This is a genomic window from Arsukibacterium sp., assembly GCF_041616895.1.
Lineage (GTDB): Bacteria > Pseudomonadota > Gammaproteobacteria > Enterobacterales > Alteromonadaceae > Alishewanella.
Window position 1 is genome coordinate 62,368 of the sequence record NZ_JBFJPY010000003.1, and the last position, 22,666, is coordinate 85,033.

A 22,666-nucleotide genomic window follows, 5' to 3' on the forward strand; every position below is an offset into this window, starting at 1 on the left:
CCGACAATTCGCATAACATATTAATCTTCTGAGACCTTATGCAGCCTTTTGATCCTGTAAACTTTCGCGGCCAGTTTGAGTTCTTTCAGCACAACCCCGATTGGGTATATCTGGATAATGCGGCCACCATGCACAAACCGAATGCCGTAATTGACCCGATGACGGTGTTTTATCAGCGCAACAACAGCAACGTGCACCGTGGTGCTCATAGCTTAAGCCAAAACGCCACCCGGGCATTTGAGCAGGCACGTGATGACATTGCCGCCTTTATTAATGCCAGCGAGCGACAACAAATCATCTTTTGCAGTGGTGCGACTGCAGCGTTAAACCAGATTGCTTTTGGCCTGATGCATACGGTGTTAAAAGCAGGAGATCGCGTGCTGATCACTGCACTTGAGCACCATGCTAACATTGTACCCTGGCAACTGCACTGCGCCCGCTTCGGAGTGACGCTGGATGTGGTTCCGCTTGATGCCCAGCACAAGGTGGATCAACAGGCGTTCAGCCGACTGTTACAACATAAACCGAAAGTGGTTAGTTTCAGCCACATTTCTAATGTGCTGGGTCATATTCAACCGGCAGCACAAATGATCAGCCAGGCCAAAGCAGCCGGAGCATTGACTGTAGTAGATGGTGCTCAGGGTATCGTGCACGATAGCATTGATGTGCAGGTACTGGATGCTGATTTTTATGTCTGGTCCGGACATAAGCTGTTCGGTCCTACCGGTATTGGTGTGTTATATGGAAAAACAGCGGCTCTGGAGCTACTTACGCCACTTTTTGGTGGCGGTGAAATGATTAGCGAAGTTCAATTTAGTCACAGCTTATTTAACATTCTGCCATTCCGGCTGGAAGCCGGAACGCCAGATATCGCGGGGGCTATCGGCCTGGCAGCCGCCACCAACTGGTTACATAACATTAACCGAAATGAAATGAAAAACTATAAGGCGATGTTATTAAACCAGTTTTTTGAAGGACTTAATAAGATTGACAGGCTGGATATTTTATCATCGCCTGTGCATAATGCAGGGATCGTAGCGCTAAATGTACAGGGTGAACATCCTGCCGATGTCGCAGAGTTACTAAACCAGCAAAGAGTAGCGGTCAGAGGCGGTCAGCACTGCGCCATGCCTTTTTTCAGCCAACTGGGATTAGCTGGTGCGGTCAGATTTTCATTTGCGCCCTATAATAATGAAGCAGATGTGGCAACCAGCCTGCAAGCCTTATCGCAGGCCGTGGAGATATTAACGGCATGACCTTAGACCAATTACTGACTGAGACTAAACCTGCGCTGAGTCATATCTATAACGAAGACTTACCTGAGCTGAGCGAGGCCAAAGACTGGCAAAGCAAATATCGGATTCTGATGCATCTGGGCCGTAAACTTCCTCCTATTCCGGAAAAAATGAAACAACCCTCATTGTTAGTTAAAGGCTGCGAAAGCCGTGCCTGGTTAATGCATTATTATAATAAGCATCAGGACCAACATTTTTTTGTACTAGATAGTGAAGCGCGAATTGTCAAAGGCCTGATGGCGATAATGTTGTGTTTGGTCAATGGCATGAGTAACACTGAGCTGAAGAAATTTGATTTGGCCCATGCTTTTGACAAACTAAATTTAAAGCCCTACCTGAGTCAGTCACGGGGTAGTGGTCTTAATGCCATGATGGTGCGAATTAAAGATTGTTGTCATTAATTTTTGGCCGCTTCATTAGCTTTAGCTGCTATTTTCGATAATACCCTGGACACGGCCGCCAAACCAAAACTGGCGGTCACGACAGTGGTCGCACCAAAACCTGCACTGCAATCTAAACGCATACTGCTGGTGCTACCGTCTGGCGCTGCCTGCGACGCTTTTTGCTGACATACACTGCCATCTGGCTGCGGATATTTTAACTGCTCTGTTGAATACACGCAGTCTATGCCAAAACGACGCTGCGGATTGCGACTGTAGTTATAATCACGGCGTAAAGTGTTACGCACTTTTGCCAGCAGCGGGTCATTAATGGTCTGGGTTAAGTCGCTTATCAGAATTTGGGTCGGATCCGTCTGCCCCCCTGCGCCACCTGTGCTGATCACCTTAATTTTGTTACGTTTACAATGCGCCAGTAAGGCGACTTTTGCCTTAATCGAATCAATCGCGTCAATCACATAATCCAGTTGCGGCGTAATAAGCTGCTGCAGATTATCAACACTGATAAAGTCTTCAATTTGATGGACAATACACTCAGGATTAATCGCTTTAATCCGCTGCGCCATCACAGCGACTTTATCCTGGCCAATGGTGTCTGTGGTGGCATGAAGCTGGCGATTAATATTGCTAATACAAACATCATCCAGATCGATCAGGGTAATTTCACTGATCCCCGAACGCGCCAGCGCTTCTGCTGCCCAGCTACCGACCCCTCCGATACCAATGACACAAACATGGGCCTTAGAGAACGCCTGCAGCGCATCAGCACCATACAATCGGCCGATACCGGCAAAACGAAGTAAATAATCAGACATCTTAGTTAGTGATCCGTTGCGGTTGTTTATATTCCGGCCAGTTTAGCTGCCAAGGCTCAGCCCAGTCATGCCATAAGCCCTGCTCGTTGCCTTGTAAGAAAAACGCGCCCGTTGTTGGAGACTGAACATACTGATAACAGCTACCTGCTAAACTAAAGCTCAATGCGTAAGCGTGCAGATAAACCCGATCTGCAGTCGCGCCCTGGTACAGGGTGTCGCCGGCTATAGCTGCACCGACACTTTTCAACGCTACCCGAATTTGGTGGGTCTTACCACTGAAGGGCTTTATCAGAAATGCCCGCCAGGGCAGCCCGGCAACCCCCTTGCTGATAAAATAACTTACTGCCGGGTTATCCTGAGACTTCAGCAGCTTCCAGGCCCCGCGACGTGCAGGAGCCATATCCCCTTTAACCCAGCCTTGCTTCCTGGCCGGTTTAGTCAGACTAATCGCCAGATAGTACTTTTGTACTTGATGCTGTGTAAACAGCGAGGTAAGTTCAGCTGCAACTTCACTGCTTCGAGCCAGCACGATAAGCCCTGAAGTGACTTTATCCAGGCGATGAACAGGATACAACTTAACACCCAGCGCTTGCTCGGCTTGTACTACCAGACCTGCGCCCTGCTCAGAATGAAAACTCAGCCCGGGGGCTTTGTTCAGCACTACAAACTCTGCAGTTTGCGCCACCAGTTCAAACGGCCAATTCATTGACAATAGCTCATAGCAAACAGATCATTTAGCCAAACTCAACGCATACTGGCGCGCGTGTTCCAGATCAGATGGTGTATCAACTCCTACCGCCGGGGTCTCCAGCGCGGTATCGACATGAATTGCCTCACCGTGCCATAACACCCGCAACTGCTCCAGACTTTCAATTTGTTCTAAGGCTGACGCCGGCCAGTCAACATAACGCTGAATAAAACTGGCGCGGTAAGCGTAAATCCCAATATGCCGACGGTAATGGCGGGCTAAATCGTCAGCGACAATGCCATCACGATCATAGGGAATGGGGCTGCGGCTGAAATACAGGGCATAGCCTTGTTTATCACTGACTACTTTGACAATGTTCGGGTTTCTAATTTCTGCGCCATGGCTTAATGGCACTGCTAAGGTTGCCATCCGGGCCTTTTGCTGGCCGGCCAGGTTTTCAGCAACCTGGCGGATAATCAGCGGCGGAATAAAAGGCTCATCGCCCTGCACATTAACAACGATGGTATCTGCTGGCAGTTGCAGTTTACTGATCACTTCAGCCAGACGCTCGGTACCCGAATGATGGTCGGCACGCGTCATACAGACTTCACCGCTAAATGCATCGACAACATCCGCTACCCGCCGGTCATCGGTTGCTACCACAACCCGGCTGGCGCCACTTTGCAGTGCCTGCTGATACACCCATTCAATCATTGGCTTGCCAGCAATATCGGCCAGTGGTTTGCCAGGTAAACGACTGCTGGCATACCGCGCTGGGATCACCACTACGAACGCCATTTCTTAACCTCATCGCTGTCAAGGTGTTCGGCTTCGTCAGCAATCAGCACCGGAATATTATTTCGCACCGGATATGCCAACGCATCTGCCAGACAAATTAAGCGTTGGCCTGTTTTATCGTATTTTAATTTCCCTTTGCATAACGGGCAGGCGAGTATTTCGGTCAGAGCAACATTAATGGCCATTATTTTTCCAGTAATCGTGTAATGTGATTAATAATTTGATTGTTTTGAACGCTACTAAAACCGGCGTCAACCGGCAAAGAATACCAGTTGTCCCTGGCAAAGTGCTGGCATTTCACTGCATCTTTCTCTGTCATCAGCACCGGGCCGGCAATACCGCTGAAATCTGCTGCGCAGAACTGATGATGATCGGCAAAAAAACGTTGCTCGACAACAGTAAAGCCGGCTTGTTGTGCAGTTGTCAGAAACCGCTCAGGGTTACCTATCCCCGCCACCAGCGTAACCTCACAAGGTGATAGCGCTGTGTCAGCTAACAGGCTTTTAGCTGTGCCGCTGCTAAGCTGCATCTGGTAATTCGCCTCGGAGATGTTACCTGAATTAGCAATAATTAAGTCAACGGCGGTTAATCTCGAGCGCGGTTCACGCAGCGGCCCGGCAGGCAACAACAGGCCATTGCCAAAACCACGCCGACCGTCAATTAACACGATTTCAAGCTGACGGCCCAGCCGGTAATGCTGTAAACCATCGTCACAAATTATGATATCAACATGGTGCTGAGCTAGCAGTGCCCTGCCAGCGGCAACCCGGTCCGGACATACCACCACCGGGCAATGGCTGCGTCTGGCCAGTAACAAAGGCTCATCACCAACCTCACTGGCAGTACTTGTTGTAGTGACGGTTAGTGGCGAGCTGATATTCGCACCATAGCCGCGACTGATGATGCCAGGCTTGATGCCTTTAGCCAGCAACTGCTGACATAGCCAGAGCGTAAATGGCGTTTTGCCGGTACCACCAACACTGATATTACCAACGATAACCACCGGCACGGCCAGCCTATGCTGAGCTTTAATCCCTAGCCGGAATAAACCGCGTCTGGTACTGCTAATCAGCCAATACAGGGCTGCCAGAGGCAACAGTAACAAGGATAACCAATGACCCTTCTGATACCAGCTTTGTTCCAGCAGGTTCATTGCTCTGCGCCAAACTGTAACTTGTATAACTGCGCATAGGTGCCGTTCGCGGCTAGCAAGTCAGCATGAGAACCTTGTTCAATAATCCGGCCCTGCTCCATCACAATAATTTTATCCGCTTGTTCAATGGTCGACAGACGGTGAGCAATAACAATATTGGTACGCCCTATCAGTAATTCATCCAATGCCGCCTGAATTTTTCGCTCTGACTCTGTATCAAGCGCAGAGGTAGCCTCATCCAGCACCAGGATCGGCGCTTGGCGCAGCAAGGCCCGGGCAATCGCTATTCGCTGACGCTGACCTCCCGATAAACTCACGCCGTTTTCACCAATAACGGTATCCAGACCATCAGGCAGCTGCTTGGAAAATTCTAACACATGCGCTTTTTCAGCCACATCCAGCAACGTCGCCTCGGCTACCGGCTCACTGAGGCCGTAGCAAATATTATTGGCAATAGTGTCATTAAACAAAGTGACATGTTGCGATACTATCGCCATTTTGCTGCGCAGCGAGGGTAAGGTGCATTGCCGGATATTCTGACCATCAATGGTAATATCACCACTATTAAGCTCATAAAACCGCGGTAGCAGGCTCGAAATAGTGGTTTTACCACTACCAGAGCGTCCCACCAGCGCGATAGTCTGGCCTGCTTTGGCGCTAAAACTAATATCAAATAACACCTGTTTGTCATGGCCGGGGTAGGTAAAGTTTACCTGCTCGAATGTTATATCCCCCTTAACCTCGTTTAATTGCACGGTGCCGGTGTCTTGCTCTACCGGCTGATCCAATACCTCAAACACGCTCTTAGCCGCGGCCAGACCACGCTGGAATTCACTGTTTACGGTAGTTAACTGCTTTAAGGGCCGCAGCATGATCATCATGGAGGCAACAATGGTAGTAAAAGTGCCGGCCGACAGGCTTTCCAGCATCTCAGGAAAACTGGCCATATACACCACGAACGCCAATGCAAAAGAAGCAATTACCTGAATGGTAGATACGCTGATCGCCCGGGTGGCCTCTAATTTGACATCCTGCTGCCGGGTTAAATTATTTACTTTATGAAACCGGTCTTTTTCAATTTCCTGGCCGCCAAAAGACAAAATCACTTTATGGCCATTTAACATCTGCTCGGAGCAGGTGGTGACATTACCCATTGCATTCTGAATATTACGACTGAGCAATCGAAAGCGTTTGGAGACAAAGCTCACTACCACGGCAATCACCGGGGCAATTAACAGAAAAATCGCCGAGAGCTGCCAGCTCATGATGAACATCATTACCAGCAAACCAATAACGAAGACCCCTTCCCGTAATACCACGGATAACGAGCGGGACGTCGTTTGCTTAATTTGTTCAGTGTTGTATGTCACCTTTGATATAAGCTCGCCGGTCGAATGCTGATCATGAAAGCTAACCGGCAGGCGCATGTAATGTTCAAACAATTGCTGGCGCAAGGTTTTTACAACGTGGGTGCCCACCCAGTTCAGACAATAACTGGCGACAAAGTTAAATGCGCCGCGCAGAATAAATATCAGGACAATAAAGACCGGGGCATAGCGCAGATAATCGGTATTTTTGTCATTAATACCATTATCAATAAACTGCGGCAGTTTTGAGATGAAGTAGACGTCAATCAGAGCATACCCGAGCATACCGAGCGCCGCCGCCAGAAAACCGAATTTATAAGGAATCACATATCGCAGTAAACGCCGGGCGGTTCCAACTTGTTTTATTTCAGACACTGACAATGGGTAATCCTGCCTTTAAAATTTTGCTTATTCTAGCGCGTTGTTGCCAAGGTTTCAGCAATTGCCGCTGGCTTTTCCAGCCAAAACGGTAATCTTTGCTGCCGCCAGCTGGTTAAGCGCAGGTTTTGATCGCTAAATTCAACGGTAATAGCACCATAGTCCGCGGTATTAAGCAAAGGGACTTGCAGTAACGCCAGCCGCTGTTGCACAGCTACAGCAGGATGTTGATAACCATTCATAAAAGCAGCGGCATTTAACGCCAGGGCCGGACGCACTCGCTGCAACATTGCCAGGCTGTTAACTGCCCCACTGCCGTTATTGGCCAGAATAACAATATCCGCAGCCAAATTTTCGTTACTATCCACCAGCGCCTGTTCTGTGGTTTGGTCTAGTTTTCCGGGAATAAGGATCCGCCACGGGCCTATCGTAAGCCGAACGATACAGCTGTCGCCTGCTGCTGCGTTTAATATTTCAAGCCAGACATCCTGGTAGGAAGTCGGTAATTCAGCACAGGATCCTGCGCCAGGTTGCTGGCTTAAATCAGTGAGGTTGTGCTGTCCTACCCGGTAGTTGTGCTGCAACGCCCAGAACCGGCTATGTTCCGTGCGAAGTTGTCGAAACAACACATAATCGAGCTGTTGCACCCCCAACTGCCGCAATATCGGTGCTAACTGGCGACCAGCAATGTCCTGACTAGCCAGCGCGGGCGCCAGGTCATACAGTAAAGCCCGCTGTCCCCGCTGCAGTAATATCAGTTGACGCTGACCGCTGTCGAGTAAATGCAATTGCCATGGCGGTGACTGCAGTGTGCTGCCGGTAAGCAACACCAGACTAAGGGGCAACAGCAGCATGGTGGCTTTTCTGGCAAAAATCAGTAAGGCCAGCGTTACTATGGCCAAAAGCGCCACTGCTGTGCCCGAAACCGCTGTCACCGAGCACCACAGGGGCAACTGAGCGCTATACTCTAACCACCACAGTAGCGGCATAAAAGTGCTGTCTGCGAGCAGCCATAACCCACCGACATTCATACCTAAAGCGGTAAATAGTAAGCAAAGTAGCAGTATTGGAATTGCCACCAGGCTGCACCAGGGCACAAACAGCAGATTTGAGAGCAGCATTAACGGACTGAAACCACCAAACAGGATGATGCCAAGCAGGGTCATTGCCAAGGTCAAAATCAGATGAAACATCAGAAACCAGCGTAGTCTGCCCCGCCAGTGATAGTGTGTTAGCGGATAACGCCATATTGCAAGGAATATAATAGCAACAGCCAGCACCGACAGCCAGAAACTGGCACTAAGCACCCAGAACGGCTGGATCAGCAATAATAAGGTCACCAACAGCAACCAGAAGCGACTTAATGATATTTTTTGCAACTGACTGCGGCATATAACCAGAATGGCCAGCCCAATGCTGGCACGCAAGGTGGGAATGGCAAAACTGGCAAGCCAGGCATAGAGCAGCGCCACTGCCAATGCCAGGATTAAGGCCAGTTGTTGCTGTCGCGTCACCGCAAACAAGCCTTTGCTCCAGCTGCCAAGCCACAACATCCAGCCAAATACCAGACCGATATGCAAACCAGAGATCGCCAGTAAGTGGCCTAACCCCGAGTGCTGAGCGCCCTGCCATAGCCAGGGTGGAAAATCACGCTGCCCCACTGCCAGCGCTCTGAGTAAAGGGGCGGTGCGATATGGCGAAATGGCCTGTTCTACCCTGGTAACAATGCGCTGGCGCACTGAGTCATGCTGCTTCAGCAGAATGTGCCGGCCAGCGACAACCTGCCCGCTGGCGACCACTCCTTGTACCAGCGCATAGGTTTGGGCATTAAAGCTACCCGGATTAGCATAGCCATGAACCGGTTTAAGTTGCAGCTTTAAGCGCCATTGCTGGCCCACAGCGAGTGTTGGAGGTTGTTGCCAGCGTAATGATAGTTTAAATCCCGATGCTGGCCCCTTTAGCACAGTTGCGCTAAGCTGGGTGTAATCTGGATAGGCCCTAGGTGGCGTATCAATATTTACCAACACCGCAGCATCTGCTGTACTTAGCAAGGCATCACGGGCCATCTGGTGCTGTTGATACTGCCAACTCCAGCTGGCCATAAAGCAGCCAGCCCCTATCATAAACATCATTAACCCTGGCCGGCGCCAGACAAAAACCAGCAAAAGCAGTATTCCAAAAAAAATACTGAAAAAAGGTGGCACTATCGGCAAAAATAATGACAATAGGCTGGCTGTAATAACTCCGATGCAAAATCCTAGCATGGCCTCTTTCTAATACAGGTTAGAATGCCCAAAAAACTATTTAAGAAATATCTACCATCAGCTGAAAAAATCAAGCAACAAAAACTTATAAATTTATTTGGAAGTTTGCTACATGATGGTAACCTTTGGCATTTAAACCGGCGCTCGGCGCGCGGTGCTTTTGCTGTGGGCCTGTTTTGGGCCTGGATCCCTATGCCATTTCAGATGCTGGCAGCGGCCGCTACAGCAATTCCATTTCGGGTAAACTTACCACTGACACTAGCGCTGGTATGGACTTCAAACCCACTAACCATGCCAATTATGTTCTATTTAAGTTATCTGATTGGGACGGTTGTCCTGGCACAACCGCTGGAACCTTTTGCGTTTGAGGCGAGTCTGGAATGGCTTAACCATAGCCTGCACACTATTGGTAAACCATTTTTACTAGGATCGGTATTAATGGCGATAACCGCCAGTATCAGCGGTTATTTTATGATTGACTGGCTATGGCGATTATCTGTTAAGAAAGCTCAGCTTGCTAAACTGCTGAAAAATCGCAAACGTTAACCAGCCCTAATGCTGGCCTAAAATGGTTGCAGGTTCGACTTTACTGGCGCGCCAGGCGGGGTATAACGTCGCTAGTAAACTCAGTAACAATGCTATGCTAAGGGTCAGCAGCACATCCTGCCAGCGCAGCACTGAAGGCACAAAGTCGATAAAGTAAATGCTCGGATCCAGTAAGGTGCTGCCAACCACCCGGGTTATCGTGGCAAAAACAGATTCAATTGTACTGGCTAACAGCACACCAAACCCCACCCCCAGCAATGAACCAATAAGCCCGTTTAACCAACCCAGTAACACAAAGGTTTTAATCAACTGGCCGGGCGCCATTCCCATGGTCAGCAAGATCGCAATGTCCGCCTCTTTTTCACGTACCGCCATGACCAGGGTTGCCACAATATTAAAACAGGCCACAGTAATGACCAGGGTCAGCACCAGATACAAAATAGCCCTTACCATCTGAATATCGTTGTAAACATGGCCCTGGCTGCGATACCAATCCAGTGTATAGACGTACTCTTCAGATAGCCTGCCCAGCACCCTGGACAACTGCGGCGCCGCGAATACGTCGTCTACCCGAAACGCCAAGCCATGTACTTCACCCTCTGACATTCCTAACCAGAGCGCTAATGCCGGCATATCAACCCAAACCTGGCTGTAGTCAAGCTGACCACCAAGTGCCACAATACCGCTGACCGTTAAACTAACGGTGCGATGACTAGCCAGACTGCCATCGGCAGCAAACCGAGGCAGCATCAGTTGTAAACTTTGACCCACCGTAATGTCTAACGCATCAGCAATACCCTGGCCCAGGATAATTTGCGTTTCATCCAGCGTGGCCATGCTGCCCTGGGTGACAAACTCGGTAACCGCACTGATCTGCCGCTCGTGCTGCAAGCTAACGCCCCGCACCTGAGCCGCTTTTACCGCACTGCCATGGCGCAGCATGCCGTTGGCTTTAATAAAAGGGGCGCCGGCACTGACACCATCTACACCCGACATAGTCGCAAGCTGGCGTGGCCAGTCAGCCAGCGAGTAATCTACCGCTTCAAGCTCAATATGGGGGATCACTGCCAGCAGACGATCTTTTAATGCTTGCTCAAAACCGTTCATTACCGACAGCGCCAGAATAAGAATCGCGACGCCCAGGGCGATACCCGAGGTAGAAGACGCCGAAATAAAACGGATAAAGCCACTGGTGTGACGGGTGGAACGGTAGCGCTTTGCCAGTTGCCAGGCCAGACTAGCCATGCATCACCTCAAGCTGTCCTTCGCGCATTAAGTATTGGGTATCCAGCCTTCCCGCCAGATGAGTATCGTGGGTGACTACCACAAAACTGGTCGCCATACTGGCATTTAACTCACGTAGTAACTGATAAATAGACTCAGCAGTATGCTGATCAAGATTACCGGTAGGCTCATCGGCCAGCACCAGCGCAGGTTGGGTAACCAGTGCTCGGGCAATGGCTACCCGTTGCCGCTCACCGCCACTCAGCTCTGAAGGCTTGTGGTGGCCTCGGTGGCTCAAGCCTACCCGGGCAAGCAACGCTGCCGCTTTTTCCAGGGCATCCTGTTTATTGTCGCCCCGGATAAACAGTGGCATTGCCACATTTTCCAGCGCAGTAAAATCCATCAACAAATGATGAAACTGATAAATAAAGCCCAGCTGCTGGTTACGTAACCTGGCTTTTTTAGCTGAACTTAACCCTGCCAGAGATTGGCCGGCAATCTCGACCGAGCCGCTGTCAGCCAGATCCAGCGCACCTAATATATGCAGCAAGGTACTTTTACCCGAACCGGAACTGCCGACTATTGCCACCATTTCTCCAGCGGCGACGCTCAGGCTCACGTTATCTAACACCTGAGTAACCGCACTGCCATCACGGTAGCTTTTACTGATCTGGTGAGCTTCTAATACTTTATTCATCGCGCAAAATTTCCGCCGGATTAACTTTAACAGCCCGCCAGGCTGGGTACAGCACTGCCAGCAGGGTTAACCCTACTGCGCAGGCAAAGATAGTGATAATTTGTAACGGGTTAATGTCTACCGGTAGAGCAATACCACTGGCCAGCTGCAAACCAAACAGGTTTAGCACCTCGTTAAGCTGCAAGCTTAACACTACCCCACCGAGCACCCCGAGCAGCGCGCCAACCATGCCATTGACCACGCCCTGAAACGCAAACACCATAAACAATTGGCGATCTGTCATGCCCAGAGTTTTTAAAATGGCCACTTCCGCTTGTTTTTCCGTCACCATCATCACCAGCGCCGAGACAATGTTAAACGCGGCCACGGCGACAATCAGCAGTAACATCAGCCACATCATGGCTTTTTCCATCGCAACGGCAGCAAACAATTTACCCTGACTCTGGCGCCAGTCTGTAACACTGCGTAATTGGGGGGTTTCGCTTAAACGTTCTGCCAGCAGAGGAGCACTGAACGGTTCTGCCAGGCTTAAGCGCCAAGCCGGTTCCCGGCTAGTAGCCGGCAACAACCGGGCCAAATCATCTAGCCGGGTGACCGCCAGCAAACCATCAACTTCAGAGCCGGTGTCAACAATGCCCACGACTTCAAACAACCGTTGCCGGGGTAGCCAGCCTACCGGAGTATAACTGCCCCCCTGCGCCAGCATAAAACGTAATTGCTGACCACGGCTAACTTCCAGCTGCTCAGCCAGGCCTCGCCCTAATACCACGCCATAACGGGTATCGGCGAAATTTTGCCAGCTACCGACCACCAGCGCTTGCTCTAAAAACTGCGGTAACTGCTGCGGATTAATGCCCTGCAGCATGACTGCATTCAGTTGTCTGGGTGCCTGAACCAGGGCTTCGGTTTGTAAAAATGGGCTGATATCCTGCACACCATCGTGCTCGGTTAACGCCGCTTGCCAGCCATTGTCAGCAGCTGAGGGTTGCACCACAACGTGGGGAATCACCCCCAGGATCCGTTTTTTAAGCTCAGCTTCAAAGCCATTCATTACCGAGCTAACCAGCGTTAAGGCCATCACACCCAGCAAAATACCTGCTACTGAAAAAAATGTAATAAATGAGATAAAGGCATTGCCCTTGCGGCTCTGGCTATAACGTAAACCAAGCAAAATGCTGACAGGTAATTGCATGTTAATATTCAGGACTTCGCCTCGGTTAGATGGTAAATTAGCTGCAAAAATCGCTGCTGATAATAGTGATTATTAGCCATAATGACAAGCAACCTTACTCGAGGCCTGCTATGGACCCAATATTACAGTCGTTAACCGACGCTTATAACGACTACTTTAATGTCGAGCACGACATTACCGTCAATTGCAAAGAGATTAGCGGCAGTTTGCCTTCTGAGCAGGAATTTTTAGCCAGTATACCGGAACCGTTTCTACTGGCGGGTGAAATGGGTGGTTTAAATATGTCGGCCTTGCGCTCGCTTAACCGGATTGGCGAGCTGGCTGATGAGTTAGCTAATTATCTGCAGCAGCAAGCCCGCAAGATCGACTTGTTACTGCACTACGTACTTCGACAGCAAGACAGCTCAGCGCATCGTCAGTTTACGTTAAGTTATGGTGGTGCAGGCTTATGTTTGCAAAGCAGCCAACCGCTCTCGGTACTGGCACTGGTGGAATTAAAAGTTTTCCTGGCTGAAAACGAAGGGGCGGTATATTGCCTGGGCCAGGTAATCAGTTCTGAGCAGACAAACGATGGCTGGCAAATAAAAGTTGTGTTTAGGCGGATTAGAGATCAAGATCGCGAACTTATTGTCCGGGCCAGTTTGCATCAGCAATCGCGCCAGTTAAAACAAAAAGCCGCACAGCGTCAGTTACCAGATTAACCATCTGCAGTAAAAGTTGGCACTGCTGCCAGCATTAATAACAGTGACATTTTTTGTATAGGGCTTCAGGTTTTAATGAGTTTTATTAAGTTTTTACCACGAATTAAACGTCAGCAGGATCAGATTAGTTGGGGCCAGCTGCATGGCGCCGCCCTCCCTTATGCTATTGCCCAACTGGTACAGACCGAACCTGGGGTATATTTACTGATCGTGCCCGATACCCCCAGTGCGCTCAGGCTGGAACAGGAACTGGCTGTTTTTTTTCATGACAGCAGCTGCCCGGTACTTACCCTGCCCGATTGGGAAACCTTGCCTTATGACGTATTTTCGCCACATCAGGATATTATTTCCCAGCGGCTGAAGACGCTTTATCAGATGCCACTGTTAACACAAGGACTGGTTATTGTGCCGGTCAGTACCCTGCTGCTTAAAATCAGCCAGCGCAATTACCTGGAACAGGCCAGTTTTCTGATTGAACAGGGCCAGCAGGTTGATTTAACCGCGCTGAAATTGCAACTGACTGCGGTAGGTTACCGGGCAGTGGATCAGGTGATGGAGCATGGCGAGTTTTCAGCCCGGGGATCGTTACTCGATTTGTTTCCAATGGGTTGCAGCTCGCCATTTCGGATCGATTTTTTTGATAATGAAGTGGATGGTATTCGTACTTTTGATCCGGATAATCAGCGCAGTTTAAGTCAGGTCAAAGCCATTGAGTTATTGCCGGCACATGAGTTTCCAACTGATAAAGCGGCGATTGAGCGGTTCCGGCTGCGCTATCGTGAGCGTTTTGCGGCCCGTAATGAAAAAGAGTCATTATATCAGCAAGTCACACAAGGTATTTTCCCGGCGGGCATTGAATACTACTTGCCCTTATTTGCTGAAGACACAGCCAGCTTGTTCAGTTTTTTACCGCCAGGCTGCATTGCCTTAAGTTATGGTGATATTGAACACAGTGCTAATCAGTTCTGGCTTGAGTTAAAGCGCCGCTATCATGATCGCGCAATCGACACCATGCGGCCGATTTTGCCACCGCAGGAACTTTATCTGCAAACCGATGAGCTGTTCAGTGAACTAAATAATTTCAGTCGGTTAAAACTAAGTCGTGCCACCTTGCCAGTTAAAGCTGGCCAGGAAAACGCCCCGGTGGCCGAGTTACCAGATCTGAATATCCAGCATCAGTTAAAGCAGCCACTTAGCTTGCTTAGCCAGTTTTTAGTGAGCTTAAAGCAGCAAAATGGCCGGGCAATTTTCTTTGTAGAAAGTGAAGGCCGGCGGGAAAGCCTGCATCAGCTGTTTAACAAAGCCGGGATCCGGGCACCTGAAATTACCCGGCTGGCTGATTTTGCCAATAGCGACGCCGATTTAGTCATCCTGGTAGGCGCCCTGGAACAAGGTGCCTTTATTACCAGCAGCCCGCCGCTGGCGCTGATCAGTGAAAACGAGCTGTTTGGCCAGAAAATAAGCCAGCGCCGGCGCCGTAAAAAAAGTCAGCAGGTTTCCTCCGATACGATTATCCGCAATCTGGCCGAGCTGAGCGAAGGTCAACCCGTGGTGCATTTACAACATGGCGTTGGCCGCTATCAGGGGTTGCAGGTGCTTGATGCCGCAGGGATCAGCGCAGAATTCGTTACCATTGAATATGCCGGTAGCAGCAAACTGTATGTGCCGGTTTCTTCGTTACACCTGCTAAGCCGCTATTCCGGTAGCGATCAGGAGCATGCGCCGTTACATAAGCTGGGCAACGACACCTGGGAAAAAGCCCGGCGCAAAGCTGCTGAAAAAATTCGTGATGTTGCCGCAGAGCTGCTGGATGTTTATGCTCAGCGTGCCGCCCACCAGGGTTATGCGTTCAAAATAGATCTGGAGCAATATGCGGCTTTTGCTGATAGTTTCCCGTTTGAGGAAACTGCCGATCAGCAGGACGCCATCACTGCCGTATTAAATGATATGCAAACCCCACAACCGATGGACCGGCTGGTGTGTGGTGATGTTGGCTTTGGTAAAACCGAAGTGGCGATGCGGGCAGCCTTTATTGCGGTTAATGATGGCAAGCAAGTGGCTATTCTGGTGCCCACTACCCTGTTGGCACAACAACACTTTGAGAACTTTAAAGACCGTTTCGCGAACTGGCCGGTTCGGGTAGAAGTGTTATCCCGGTTTGTAAGTCAGAAGCAGCAAAAAGCCATACTGGAAGATGTTGCCAACGGCAAAGTCGATATTTTGATTGGAACCCATAAATTATTGCAGGACGATATTAAACTGCACGATTTGGGACTGCTGATTGTCGACGAGGAACACCGTTTCGGGGTGCGCCAGAAAGAAAAAATTAAAGCACTGCGGGCCAATATTGATATTTTAACCATGACCGCGACGCCTATTCCGCGCACCTTAAATATGTCTATGTCAGGCATGCGGGATCTCTCCATTATCGCCACACCGCCGGCTCGCAGGCTGGCAGTGAAGACTTTTGTCCGGGAGTTTGAGGCCGGCTTATTGCGTGAAGCCGTCATGCGGGAGATCCTGCGCGGTGGCCAGGTCTATTTTTTACATAACGACGTGGCGACCATTGAAAAAATGGCCAGTGATCTGACCGAGCTGGTACCAGAGGCCAATATTGCGATTGCCCATGGCCAGCTGCGTGAGCGTGACTTAGAACGGATCATGGCAGATTTTTATCATCAGCGTTTTAACTTGCTGTTGTGCTCTACCATTATCGAAACGGGTATTGATGTGCCCACCGCCAACACCATTATTATCAACCGGGCGGATAACTTTGGTCTGGCCCAGCTGCACCAGCTGCGGGGCCGGGTTGGCCGCTCTCATCATCAGGCATACGCCTATTTGCTGACACCGCCACCCAAGCGGCTTAGTAAAGATGCGGAAAAGCGATTGGAAGCCATTTCTTCATTGGAAGACTTAGGCGCCGGATTTGCGCTCGCTACCCATGATTTAGAAATCCGCGGAGCCGGTGAACTGTTAGGGGATGAGCAAAGCGGTCAAATTGAAACTATCGGTTTTACTCTGTACATGGACATGCTGGATGAAGCCGTTACTGCACTGAAGGAAGGCCGTCAGCCCAGCCTGGATATGATGCTAAGCCAGCAAAGCGAAATTGATTTAAAACTGCCGGCGCTGCTACCCGACAGCTATATCCCTGATGTAAACTTGCGGCTATCGTTCTACAAAAAGCTGGCCAGTGCCAAAGATGACAGCGAGTTGGATGATGTGCAGGTCGAGTTGATTGACCGGTTCGGACTGTTACCCGATGCTGCGAAAAATCTGGTTAAGCTTACCGAGTTTAAGCAGCAAGCCCAGCAGCTTGGCATTAAACGAATTGAAGCCAATACCAAAGGCGGGCTAATAGAGTTTGCTGAAAAGACCCGGGTTGCCCCTGCCTATATTATTGGGCTCATCCAGCAACAAAGCCGAATTTTTAAACTGGAAGGCGGTCAAAAACTACGGTTTACTATCGCCAGCCCTGATGCCAAAGACCGGTTAAGCCTGGTAGCCAATATGCTGGCTGATTTCAGCCAGCATCAGCTGGAGAAAGCATGAAAGTATCTGTTGTAAAAACTATCGCTGTTGCCGCTACTGCCCTTATCAGTGGCGCACTGCTTTTAGTCAGTAACGATGCCGCCGCATCAAGCAAACCTGCAGAGCGCTGGTTTGAGATTGAGCTTATTGTGTTTAGCGCTGGCCAGAGTACTGATCTTAAAGAACAGTTTGACCGCGAGGTTAAACCCATTCGCCTGGGCAATAGCGTTGATTTGGTGTCAGCCAGATATCAGCCTGAGATCAGGTCTTTGCTGCTAGCACTATCTCACTGTGATGCGAACGCTGACGCCAGGCGTCGTTTTTTACCCGCCCCGCTGCGTAACTGGCAACAATGGCAGCCGCCTTATGCCGCTCTGTTTTGCATCAGTGAGACTGAACCTGCAGCTTGGCAGCGTGCAACGCTTTTCCCGGAAAAATTAGTAAATACCGAGCTACCCATGCCTGACAGTCTGCCCGCTGTAATGGCTGGCGACTCTGAACAACATCAATCTATACCTTATATAGCACCTAAAAGCGCGTTTGAGTTAACCGAGCTTGCCAACAAAATAAACCGTCAGTCAAATCAGAGCCTGTTGCTACATACGGTGTGGCGCCAGGCGCCGGTTACTGAAAAATTAGCGGTGCCCAGCCGCTGGTTTGCCGGTAAAAATTACTCAGCGCAGGTCGATTACTGGGGCCAGAGCCGTCAACAGAGCGTGACTGAGGAGCAAGACGCTCTGCCTGATATCCCGTTTAATAGTGAGCCACAGGATGATTTATTTAATGCCATTGATACCTTGCTGAGCCAACTCCAGGCTGCAGGTAAACTGGAGGACATGGCCAGCCCAGACCAGCCGCTGCCAAAGGTTAGCGACAGCATGTCTAATTTACCGGATCATGTTTGGCAACTTGATGGTTTATTTAAACTGCATTTAGATCACTACCTGTTTATTAATACTGAATTTAACCTGCGGCGCCCTTTGCCTGAAGGCAACATCCAGAGTATCAATGTCAAGCAAAGCAGGCGGGTAATAAGCGGTGAGCTGCATTACCTGGATCACCCCTATCTTGGCATGATTGTTCAGATCAGGCGGTTTGCCCCCCCCCAGCCGGAGCCTGTCACTGAAGCAGCAGTTCCAGAAGTGATACAATCTGAGGCTGCCACTGGCACAGCCAACAGATGATTCTAAATCATTGTTTTTACAGCAGGCCAAACATTAACGCGATTGCCTGAGGCTTGCTTTATTTAATCAAGGCACTACACTAGCGCCCTCGTTACATATTTATACAAATAACAACGGGTAAGTAACATGGTTTTTTCTTACAGTAACCTTACCCATTAACCACAGCCAGAGATCAATGGACGATTTTAATTTAAATCCCGAGTTTACTCCCGCACATTATTTACTTTTACTGTTGTTGCTGGTTTTTGCCAGTGCTGGCAGTAGCCTGTTAGGCTGGCTGATGCCATACGCCGCCAACAGCCTGTGGTTAGATGTGTTGCCGCCGCTATTAGGCTTGTATAGCCTGCTGTTACTATTTAAAGGACTGGGTATTATCCGTTTGCCCTCTGCCGCCGTATACTCCGCGATGCTTACCCCGATAACTCTGATTAGCTTTTATCAATTTTTGCTGTAGCCCTTTATCACAATAGAGTATGATGCTCCCCTGATCGCTATTGAGGATAACTGATGTCAATTAACTGGTTTCCGGGCCATATGCACAAGGCCCGAAAAGAAATTGCTGAGGTAATGCCTCAGGTTGATATCATCATCGAAATGCTTGATGCCCGTATCCCCTTTTCCAGCGAAAACCCATTAGTACCGCAGCTTCGTGGTAACACTCCCTGCATTAAGGTGCTCAATAAAGCAGATTTAGCCGATCCGAAACTAACTGCAATCTGGGTCGCGCATTTTGAACAACAAAGCGGCGTGCGGGCAATTCCGATCAGCCAGCAACACCCCGAGCAAATAAAAGCACTATTAAAACTGTGCAATGACATGCTGCCAGAGCGTAACCTTGATATTCGTCCCGCCCGCGCCATGATCATGGGCATTCCTAACGTAGGCAAGTCAACGTTAATTAACACCCTGGCCGGACGCACCATTGCTAAAACCGGTAACGAAGCCGGGGTTACCAAGGCACAGCAACGAATAAAGCTGGAAAATAACGTTATATTGACCGACACCCCGGGTTTTTTATGGCCCAAGCTCAGCCCCCCAACCTGTGGTTATCGCCTTGCCGTAACCGGTGCCATTAAAGATACGGTATTCGAGTATGCCGATATTGCGCTATTTGCTGCAGATTATTTATTGCAGGTGTATCCTCAGGAAGTGATGCAGCGTTTTGATTTAACTGAACAACCAGAAAACGATCTGGCGCTGCTTGATGCCATTGGTTTGCGCCGCGGTTGTATGCGTAAAGGCGGTATTGTGGATTTAGAAAAAGCCGGTACCATTCTGATCACCGAATTGCGTGCCGGTAACCTGGGTCCCATCACGCTGGAAACCCCGAATATGGTCAGTCAGGAGCAAATTGATGCCAAGGCCGAAGAAGCGGCCAAATCAAAAGATAAAGCCGAGCGCGAGGCTGAGCGAAAACGCAGAGCACAGCGCAAATATCGTTAATTCGTTGTTTTTGGCAGATACAGCCGCTACTATGACAACGGGTTAAAAAAGCTTGATTGCGCGGGTATTAGTTGGAGAGTATTAGTTTGAGAGTATTGTGTTAAATCGCTCACTCAATGTGTTACTGCTATTACTTATTATGCTTAACCATGCGGTGATTGCATGTGACTCGTTAGTGATCCATCTGCCTGAACATAACCATTCTTTTACCGCCCTTTACGAAAGCCACACCCCCTCGAATGACAGCCTCAGCGCTGACGATTCTGAACAGCACAGCGAGCATGCTCATGTGAGCTGTCACATTGCTTTTTTTTACGGCATTGAACTGCTGAATTTCGATGAAACTGTCATTATCAGTAGCCCAAGTCACTTTAACATTATCAGTTACAGCCCGCCCGTACCGCCACCCAACACCTGATCCTGCTCGTTTATCACTTTTATTACTGATTAACTAACAGGAGCATACCTATGCGTATGACATTTTTGCTGCCGGCTTTGCTGGCGGCAACAAGCTTTTCAGCTATGCTTGCGGCAGAACAACCGCAAACAATAGCGCTGCCTCAGGCCTTACAACGCACTTTGCAGCATGATGCAACGCTGCAAGCATTTCCGTATCAACTGCGAATGGCGGAAGCCCAGCAACTTCAAGCTGCCATTAAACCTACCCCCCAGCTGGATATCTCGCTTGAAAATGTGTTGGGCACAGGCGATAACCGGGGCCTGAAAGCTGCAGAGCTTACCTTGAGTCTGAGTCAGCAAGTTGAACTGGGTCAAAAACGCGAGCGCCGGGTAGAGCTGGCACAACGGCAAAGCCAGCTGCAACGTGATAATTATGAACTGGCCAGACTGGATGCGCTGGCAACGACAACGTTGCACTATGTGGAGTTATTGCGTCTACAGCATTTACAGCACTGGGCCCGCGAAAAAATCAGTCGTAAGCAAACGCTGCTGGCGACGGCGGAATTACGCAGTAAAGCAGGTAACCTGCTGGATGCCGATATCAGCCGGATTAAACTGCGGCTGCTGCGCAGCCAGATTGAACTGGCAGATATCCAGCAGAGCATTCAAAGCCAACGATACCGCCTGGCTGCCAGATGGAATGCCACGCCTGATTTTGCTGCGGTAACTGGCGAACTGGCCATGTTGCCAGAAGTACCCGCATTATCGTCACTGCAGCAACAACTGCAACAAAGTGCGGCGTTGCAGCGTTATATTACGCTGCAACGTATTGCCGATAGTCAGTTGCGTTTAACCGAAGCTGACAGTCAGGCCGACGTCCGTTTCTCAGCCGGGTTAAGACGTAGCCAGGCTAACAACGATAATGCACTGGTGTTTGGCGTTAGTATACCGCTAACGCTTACTGATCCAAACGAAGGTCGTCGCCTGGCACAGGCCGAAGATCACGCCTTGCAGGCCAGGCAGCAGCAGCTTGCCGCCAGCGAGCTATCGCTACTGATACAACAGCAGTGGTTAAATTTACAGCAGCTGCGTGATGCCGTGTACGTCATCAATACCCGATTACTGCCTGAAGCAAAAAAACTGCAGCAAATCAGTCTGAGCAGTTATCAGCAGGGTCAGCTTGACCTGTTAAGCCTGTTATCCGCAGAAGAAGAGCTGGCGCAGGCAGAACATGACCTAATCCAAAGCCAAAGCCGCTTTCATCTGACTCTGCTGGAGTTGGAGCGTCTTACCGGCCAACCCATGACATTCACAACCACAGCGCCTGCCGCTGCGTTGGAGCACAGCTATGAATAAGACACTAACCATACTGACCAGCTTGCTGGCATCGTTACTACTCCTTTTCATCGCCACGGCCCAGGCCGCAGGCGGACATGACGATCATAATAATGAACATGCTACTGAACAAGCTGAGGGCCCGCATGGCGGCAGATTGTTAACTGAAGCTGATTTTGCGCTGGAAGTGACCATTTTTGAAACAGGTATACCACCGGAAATGCGTTTGTATGCTTATGCCAGTGGTGAGCCGGTTGCACCCGCTGCGCTGGACGCTGAAGTGACACTACACCGGCTGGATGGCCAGCAGGACAACATCCGCTTTAGCCCGGAGCAGCAGTACCTGGTAGGCGATATCAGCATCGCTGAGCCCCACTCGTATCGCGTCGATATTAGCGTCAACTATCAGGGCCGGCAATACCACTGGCATTACGATAGTTTTGAAGGGCGGGTTGAACTGAGCGACAGAATTTTTACGTTAGCAGGTATTGGCACTGATATCGCCCAAGCGCAGGTACTGACCCAGAAAACCCATTTATTTGGCGTGATCAGTAGCCCGCCAACCGCTCAGTTTAAGGTAAAAGCGCCCTACTCCGGCACGCTGACAGAGGTATTAGTACAACAAGGCGATATGGTCACTAAGGGCCAGCGAATAGCCCGTATTAGCAACGCCGCAACCTTAAAAATGTACGATATTGTATCGCCGGCAAACGGCATCATTACCGACCGGTTCTTTAACAACAATGAGCTGATCCGCGACGAGGTGCTATTTAACATCGTTGATTTCAGCAGCGTCTATGTCGAGCTATCTGCTTTTCCTAATGATATCGACCAATTGCGTGTCGGTATGCCGGTGTCCGTATTCAGCTTGCATCATGGTGAAAGTGCCCACAGCAAGCTAAGTTACATTGCACCGAAGATGACTGAAGGCCACATAGCGCGGGCACGCGCCGTGCTGGACAATAGTAATGGCTCCTGGCGACCAGGTATGCATATTAAAGCTGAGGTACTGACGGCTACCATACCGGTAGCGTTGGCCGTGCAGAAACGCGCTATTCAACGCTTTCGGGATATGCCGGTGGTATTTGCCCGCTATGGCAATACCTTTGAAGTGCGGATGCTGCAGTTTGGACGTGAAGATGATGACTATATAGAAGTGACCGCAGGCCTTAAACCCGGCACTGAATACGCCACAGACAACAGCTTTGTGCTTAAAGCCGATGTGCTTAAATCCGGCGCCAGCCATGATCACTAG

At 49.9% G+C, this 22,666-nt stretch carries 21 protein-coding genes; 11 read left to right on the top strand and 10 right to left on the bottom strand.

The window, feature by feature from the left end:
* Positions 1-38: 38 nt before the first annotated feature.
* Together ABY802_RS01290 and ABY802_RS01295 are read left to right on the top strand one after the other, a co-directional pair.
* Complete coding sequence (locus tag ABY802_RS01290; protein ID WP_372625195.1) at positions 39-1,256, top strand: aminotransferase class V-fold PLP-dependent enzyme; 1,218 nt, start codon at positions 39-41, stop codon at positions 1,254-1,256.
* Entirely contained in the window at positions 1,253-1,696 is a 444-nt protein-coding gene (locus ABY802_RS01295; RefSeq protein ID WP_372625196.1) for a SufE family protein, read from the top strand. The genes ABY802_RS01290 and ABY802_RS01295 overlap by 4 nt, the downstream gene beginning before the upstream one ends.
* Here the strand turns inward: ABY802_RS01295 and tcdA are convergent.
* The 7 genes from tcdA to ABY802_RS01330 are packed head-to-tail and all read right to left on the bottom strand — an operon-like array spanning position 1,693 to position 9,156.
* Positions 1,693-2,508 (bottom strand): tRNA cyclic N6-threonylcarbamoyladenosine(37) synthase TcdA, encoded by an 816-nt coding sequence (gene tcdA, locus ABY802_RS01300; protein WP_372625197.1) that lies wholly within the window; start codon positions 2,506-2,508, stop codon positions 1,693-1,695. The genes ABY802_RS01295 and tcdA overlap by 4 nt on opposite strands.
* A 1-nt stretch (position 2,509) precedes the next feature.
* Positions 2,510-3,214 (bottom strand): pseudouridine synthase, encoded by a 705-nt coding sequence (locus tag ABY802_RS01305; RefSeq protein WP_372625198.1) that lies wholly within the window; start codon positions 3,212-3,214, stop codon positions 2,510-2,512.
* Between the two features lie 24 nt (positions 3,215-3,238).
* On the bottom strand, positions 3,239-3,994 hold the full coding sequence (gene kdsB, locus ABY802_RS01310) for a 3-deoxy-manno-octulosonate cytidylyltransferase (RefSeq protein WP_372625199.1): 756 nt from the start codon (positions 3,992-3,994) through the stop codon (positions 3,239-3,241).
* Positions 3,982-4,173 (bottom strand): Trm112 family protein, encoded by a 192-nt coding sequence (locus ABY802_RS01315; protein WP_372625222.1) that lies wholly within the window; start codon positions 4,171-4,173, stop codon positions 3,982-3,984. Before ABY802_RS01315 ends, kdsB begins: the two co-directional genes overlap by 13 nt.
* A 5-nt stretch (positions 4,174-4,178) precedes the next feature.
* Entirely contained in the window at positions 4,179-5,147 is a 969-nt protein-coding gene (gene lpxK / locus ABY802_RS01320; RefSeq protein WP_372625200.1) for a tetraacyldisaccharide 4'-kinase, read from the bottom strand.
* Positions 5,144-6,889 carry a lipid A export permease/ATP-binding protein MsbA gene (gene msbA / locus ABY802_RS01325; protein ID WP_372625223.1) on the bottom strand — a complete coding sequence of 582 codons (1,746 nt, stop codon included), beginning with the start codon at positions 6,887-6,889 and terminating at the stop codon, positions 5,144-5,146. Before msbA ends, lpxK begins: the two co-directional genes overlap by 4 nt.
* A gap of 38 nt (positions 6,890-6,927) precedes the next feature.
* Complete coding sequence (locus ABY802_RS01330; RefSeq protein WP_372625201.1) at positions 6,928-9,156, bottom strand: ComEC/Rec2 family competence protein; 2,229 nt, start codon at positions 9,154-9,156, stop codon at positions 6,928-6,930.
* A gap of 24 nt (positions 9,157-9,180) precedes the next feature.
* On the opposite strand from ABY802_RS01330, the gene ABY802_RS01335 reads away from it, so the two are divergent.
* On the top strand, positions 9,181-9,702 hold the full coding sequence (locus ABY802_RS01335; RefSeq protein WP_372625202.1) for a DUF2062 domain-containing protein: 522 nt from the start codon (positions 9,181-9,183) through the stop codon (positions 9,700-9,702).
* A 6-nt stretch (positions 9,703-9,708) separates the two neighbouring features.
* On the opposite strand, the gene ABY802_RS01340 is transcribed toward ABY802_RS01335, so the two are convergent.
* The 3 genes from ABY802_RS01340 to ABY802_RS01350 are packed head-to-tail and all read right to left on the bottom strand — an operon-like array spanning position 9,709 to position 12,815.
* Positions 9,709-10,947, bottom strand: coding sequence for a lipoprotein-releasing ABC transporter permease subunit (locus tag ABY802_RS01340; RefSeq protein WP_372625203.1), 1,239 nt, complete (start codon positions 10,945-10,947; stop codon positions 9,709-9,711).
* Positions 10,940-11,623, bottom strand: a complete 684-nt coding sequence (gene lolD / locus ABY802_RS01345) for a lipoprotein-releasing ABC transporter ATP-binding protein LolD (RefSeq protein WP_372625204.1) — start codon at positions 11,621-11,623, stop codon at positions 10,940-10,942. The genes ABY802_RS01340 and lolD overlap by 8 nt, the downstream gene beginning before the upstream one ends.
* Positions 11,616-12,815, bottom strand: a complete 1,200-nt coding sequence (locus ABY802_RS01350) for a lipoprotein-releasing ABC transporter permease subunit (RefSeq protein WP_372625205.1) — start codon at positions 12,813-12,815, stop codon at positions 11,616-11,618. Before ABY802_RS01350 ends, lolD begins: the two co-directional genes overlap by 8 nt.
* Positions 12,816-12,925: 110 nt before the next feature.
* Here ABY802_RS01350 and ABY802_RS01355 point away from each other — a divergent pair, with 110 nt between their 5' ends.
* The 8 genes from ABY802_RS01355 (at position 12,926) to ABY802_RS01390 (ending at position 22,666) form a co-directional block, all read left to right on the top strand.
* Positions 12,926-13,516 carry a PilZ domain-containing protein gene (locus ABY802_RS01355; protein WP_372625206.1) on the top strand — a complete coding sequence of 197 codons (591 nt, stop codon included), beginning with the start codon at positions 12,926-12,928 and terminating at the stop codon, positions 13,514-13,516.
* A 75-nt stretch (positions 13,517-13,591) separates the two neighbouring features.
* Positions 13,592-17,071 (top strand): transcription-repair coupling factor, encoded by a 3,480-nt coding sequence (gene mfd, locus ABY802_RS01360; RefSeq protein ID WP_372625207.1) that lies wholly within the window; start codon positions 13,592-13,594, stop codon positions 17,069-17,071.
* Positions 17,068-18,234 (top strand): CsiV family protein, encoded by a 1,167-nt coding sequence (locus ABY802_RS01365; protein WP_372625208.1) that lies wholly within the window; start codon positions 17,068-17,070, stop codon positions 18,232-18,234. Before mfd ends, ABY802_RS01365 begins: the two co-directional genes overlap by 4 nt.
* Positions 18,235-18,409: 175 nt before the next feature.
* Positions 18,410-18,688, top strand: a complete 279-nt coding sequence (locus ABY802_RS01370) for a hypothetical protein (RefSeq protein WP_372625209.1) — start codon at positions 18,410-18,412, stop codon at positions 18,686-18,688.
* A 53-nt stretch (positions 18,689-18,741) separates the two neighbouring features.
* On the top strand, positions 18,742-19,677 hold the full coding sequence (gene ylqF / locus ABY802_RS01375) for a ribosome biogenesis GTPase YlqF (protein ID WP_372625210.1): 936 nt from the start codon (positions 18,742-18,744) through the stop codon (positions 19,675-19,677).
* A gap of 97 nt (positions 19,678-19,774) precedes the next feature.
* Positions 19,775-20,095, top strand: coding sequence for a cobalt transporter (locus ABY802_RS01380; protein WP_372625211.1), 321 nt, complete (start codon positions 19,775-19,777; stop codon positions 20,093-20,095).
* Positions 20,096-20,145: 50 nt separating this feature from the next.
* Complete coding sequence (locus ABY802_RS01385) at positions 20,146-21,432, top strand: TolC family protein (protein WP_372625212.1); 1,287 nt, start codon at positions 20,146-20,148, stop codon at positions 21,430-21,432.
* Positions 21,425-22,666: an efflux RND transporter periplasmic adaptor subunit gene (locus ABY802_RS01390; protein ID WP_372625213.1), complete on the top strand. Its 1,242-nt coding sequence runs from the start codon at positions 21,425-21,427 to the stop codon at positions 22,664-22,666. The genes ABY802_RS01385 and ABY802_RS01390 overlap by 8 nt, the downstream gene beginning before the upstream one ends.

Coding starts and splice junctions, on each gene's coding strand:
- ABY802_RS01290 (WP_372625195.1), top strand. CDS start 39: ATGCAGCCTTTTGATCCTGTAAACTTTCGCGGCCAGTTTGAGTTCTTT.
- ABY802_RS01295 (WP_372625196.1), top strand. CDS start 1,253: ATGACCTTAGACCAATTACTGACTGAGACTAAACCTGCGCTGAGTCAT.
- tcdA (WP_372625197.1), bottom strand. CDS start 2,508: ATGTCTGATTATTTACTTCGTTTTGCCGGTATCGGCCGATTGTATGGT.
- ABY802_RS01305 (WP_372625198.1), bottom strand. CDS start 3,214: ATGAATTGGCCGTTTGAACTGGTGGCGCAAACTGCAGAGTTTGTAGTG.
- kdsB (WP_372625199.1), bottom strand. CDS start 3,994: ATGGCGTTCGTAGTGGTGATCCCAGCGCGGTATGCCAGCAGTCGTTTA.
- lpxK (WP_372625200.1), bottom strand. CDS start 5,147: ATGAACCTGCTGGAACAAAGCTGGTATCAGAAGGGTCATTGGTTATCC.
- ABY802_RS01330 (WP_372625201.1), bottom strand. CDS start 9,156: ATGCTAGGATTTTGCATCGGAGTTATTACAGCCAGCCTATTGTCATTA.
- ABY802_RS01335 (WP_372625202.1), top strand. CDS start 9,181: ATGCCCAAAAAACTATTTAAGAAATATCTACCATCAGCTGAAAAAATC.
- ABY802_RS01340 (WP_372625203.1), bottom strand. CDS start 10,947: ATGGCTAGTCTGGCCTGGCAACTGGCAAAGCGCTACCGTTCCACCCGT.
- lolD (WP_372625204.1), bottom strand. CDS start 11,623: ATGAATAAAGTATTAGAAGCTCACCAGATCAGTAAAAGCTACCGTGAT.
- ABY802_RS01350 (WP_372625205.1), bottom strand. CDS start 12,815: ATGCAATTACCTGTCAGCATTTTGCTTGGTTTACGTTATAGCCAGAGC.
- ABY802_RS01355 (WP_372625206.1), top strand. CDS start 12,926: ATGGACCCAATATTACAGTCGTTAACCGACGCTTATAACGACTACTTT.
- mfd (WP_372625207.1), top strand. CDS start 13,592: ATGAGTTTTATTAAGTTTTTACCACGAATTAAACGTCAGCAGGATCAG.
- ABY802_RS01365 (WP_372625208.1), top strand. CDS start 17,068: ATGAAAGTATCTGTTGTAAAAACTATCGCTGTTGCCGCTACTGCCCTT.
- ABY802_RS01370 (WP_372625209.1), top strand. CDS start 18,410: ATGGACGATTTTAATTTAAATCCCGAGTTTACTCCCGCACATTATTTA.
- ylqF (WP_372625210.1), top strand. CDS start 18,742: ATGTCAATTAACTGGTTTCCGGGCCATATGCACAAGGCCCGAAAAGAA.
- ABY802_RS01385 (WP_372625212.1), top strand. CDS start 20,146: ATGCGTATGACATTTTTGCTGCCGGCTTTGCTGGCGGCAACAAGCTTT.
- ABY802_RS01390 (WP_372625213.1), top strand. CDS start 21,425: ATGAATAAGACACTAACCATACTGACCAGCTTGCTGGCATCGTTACTA.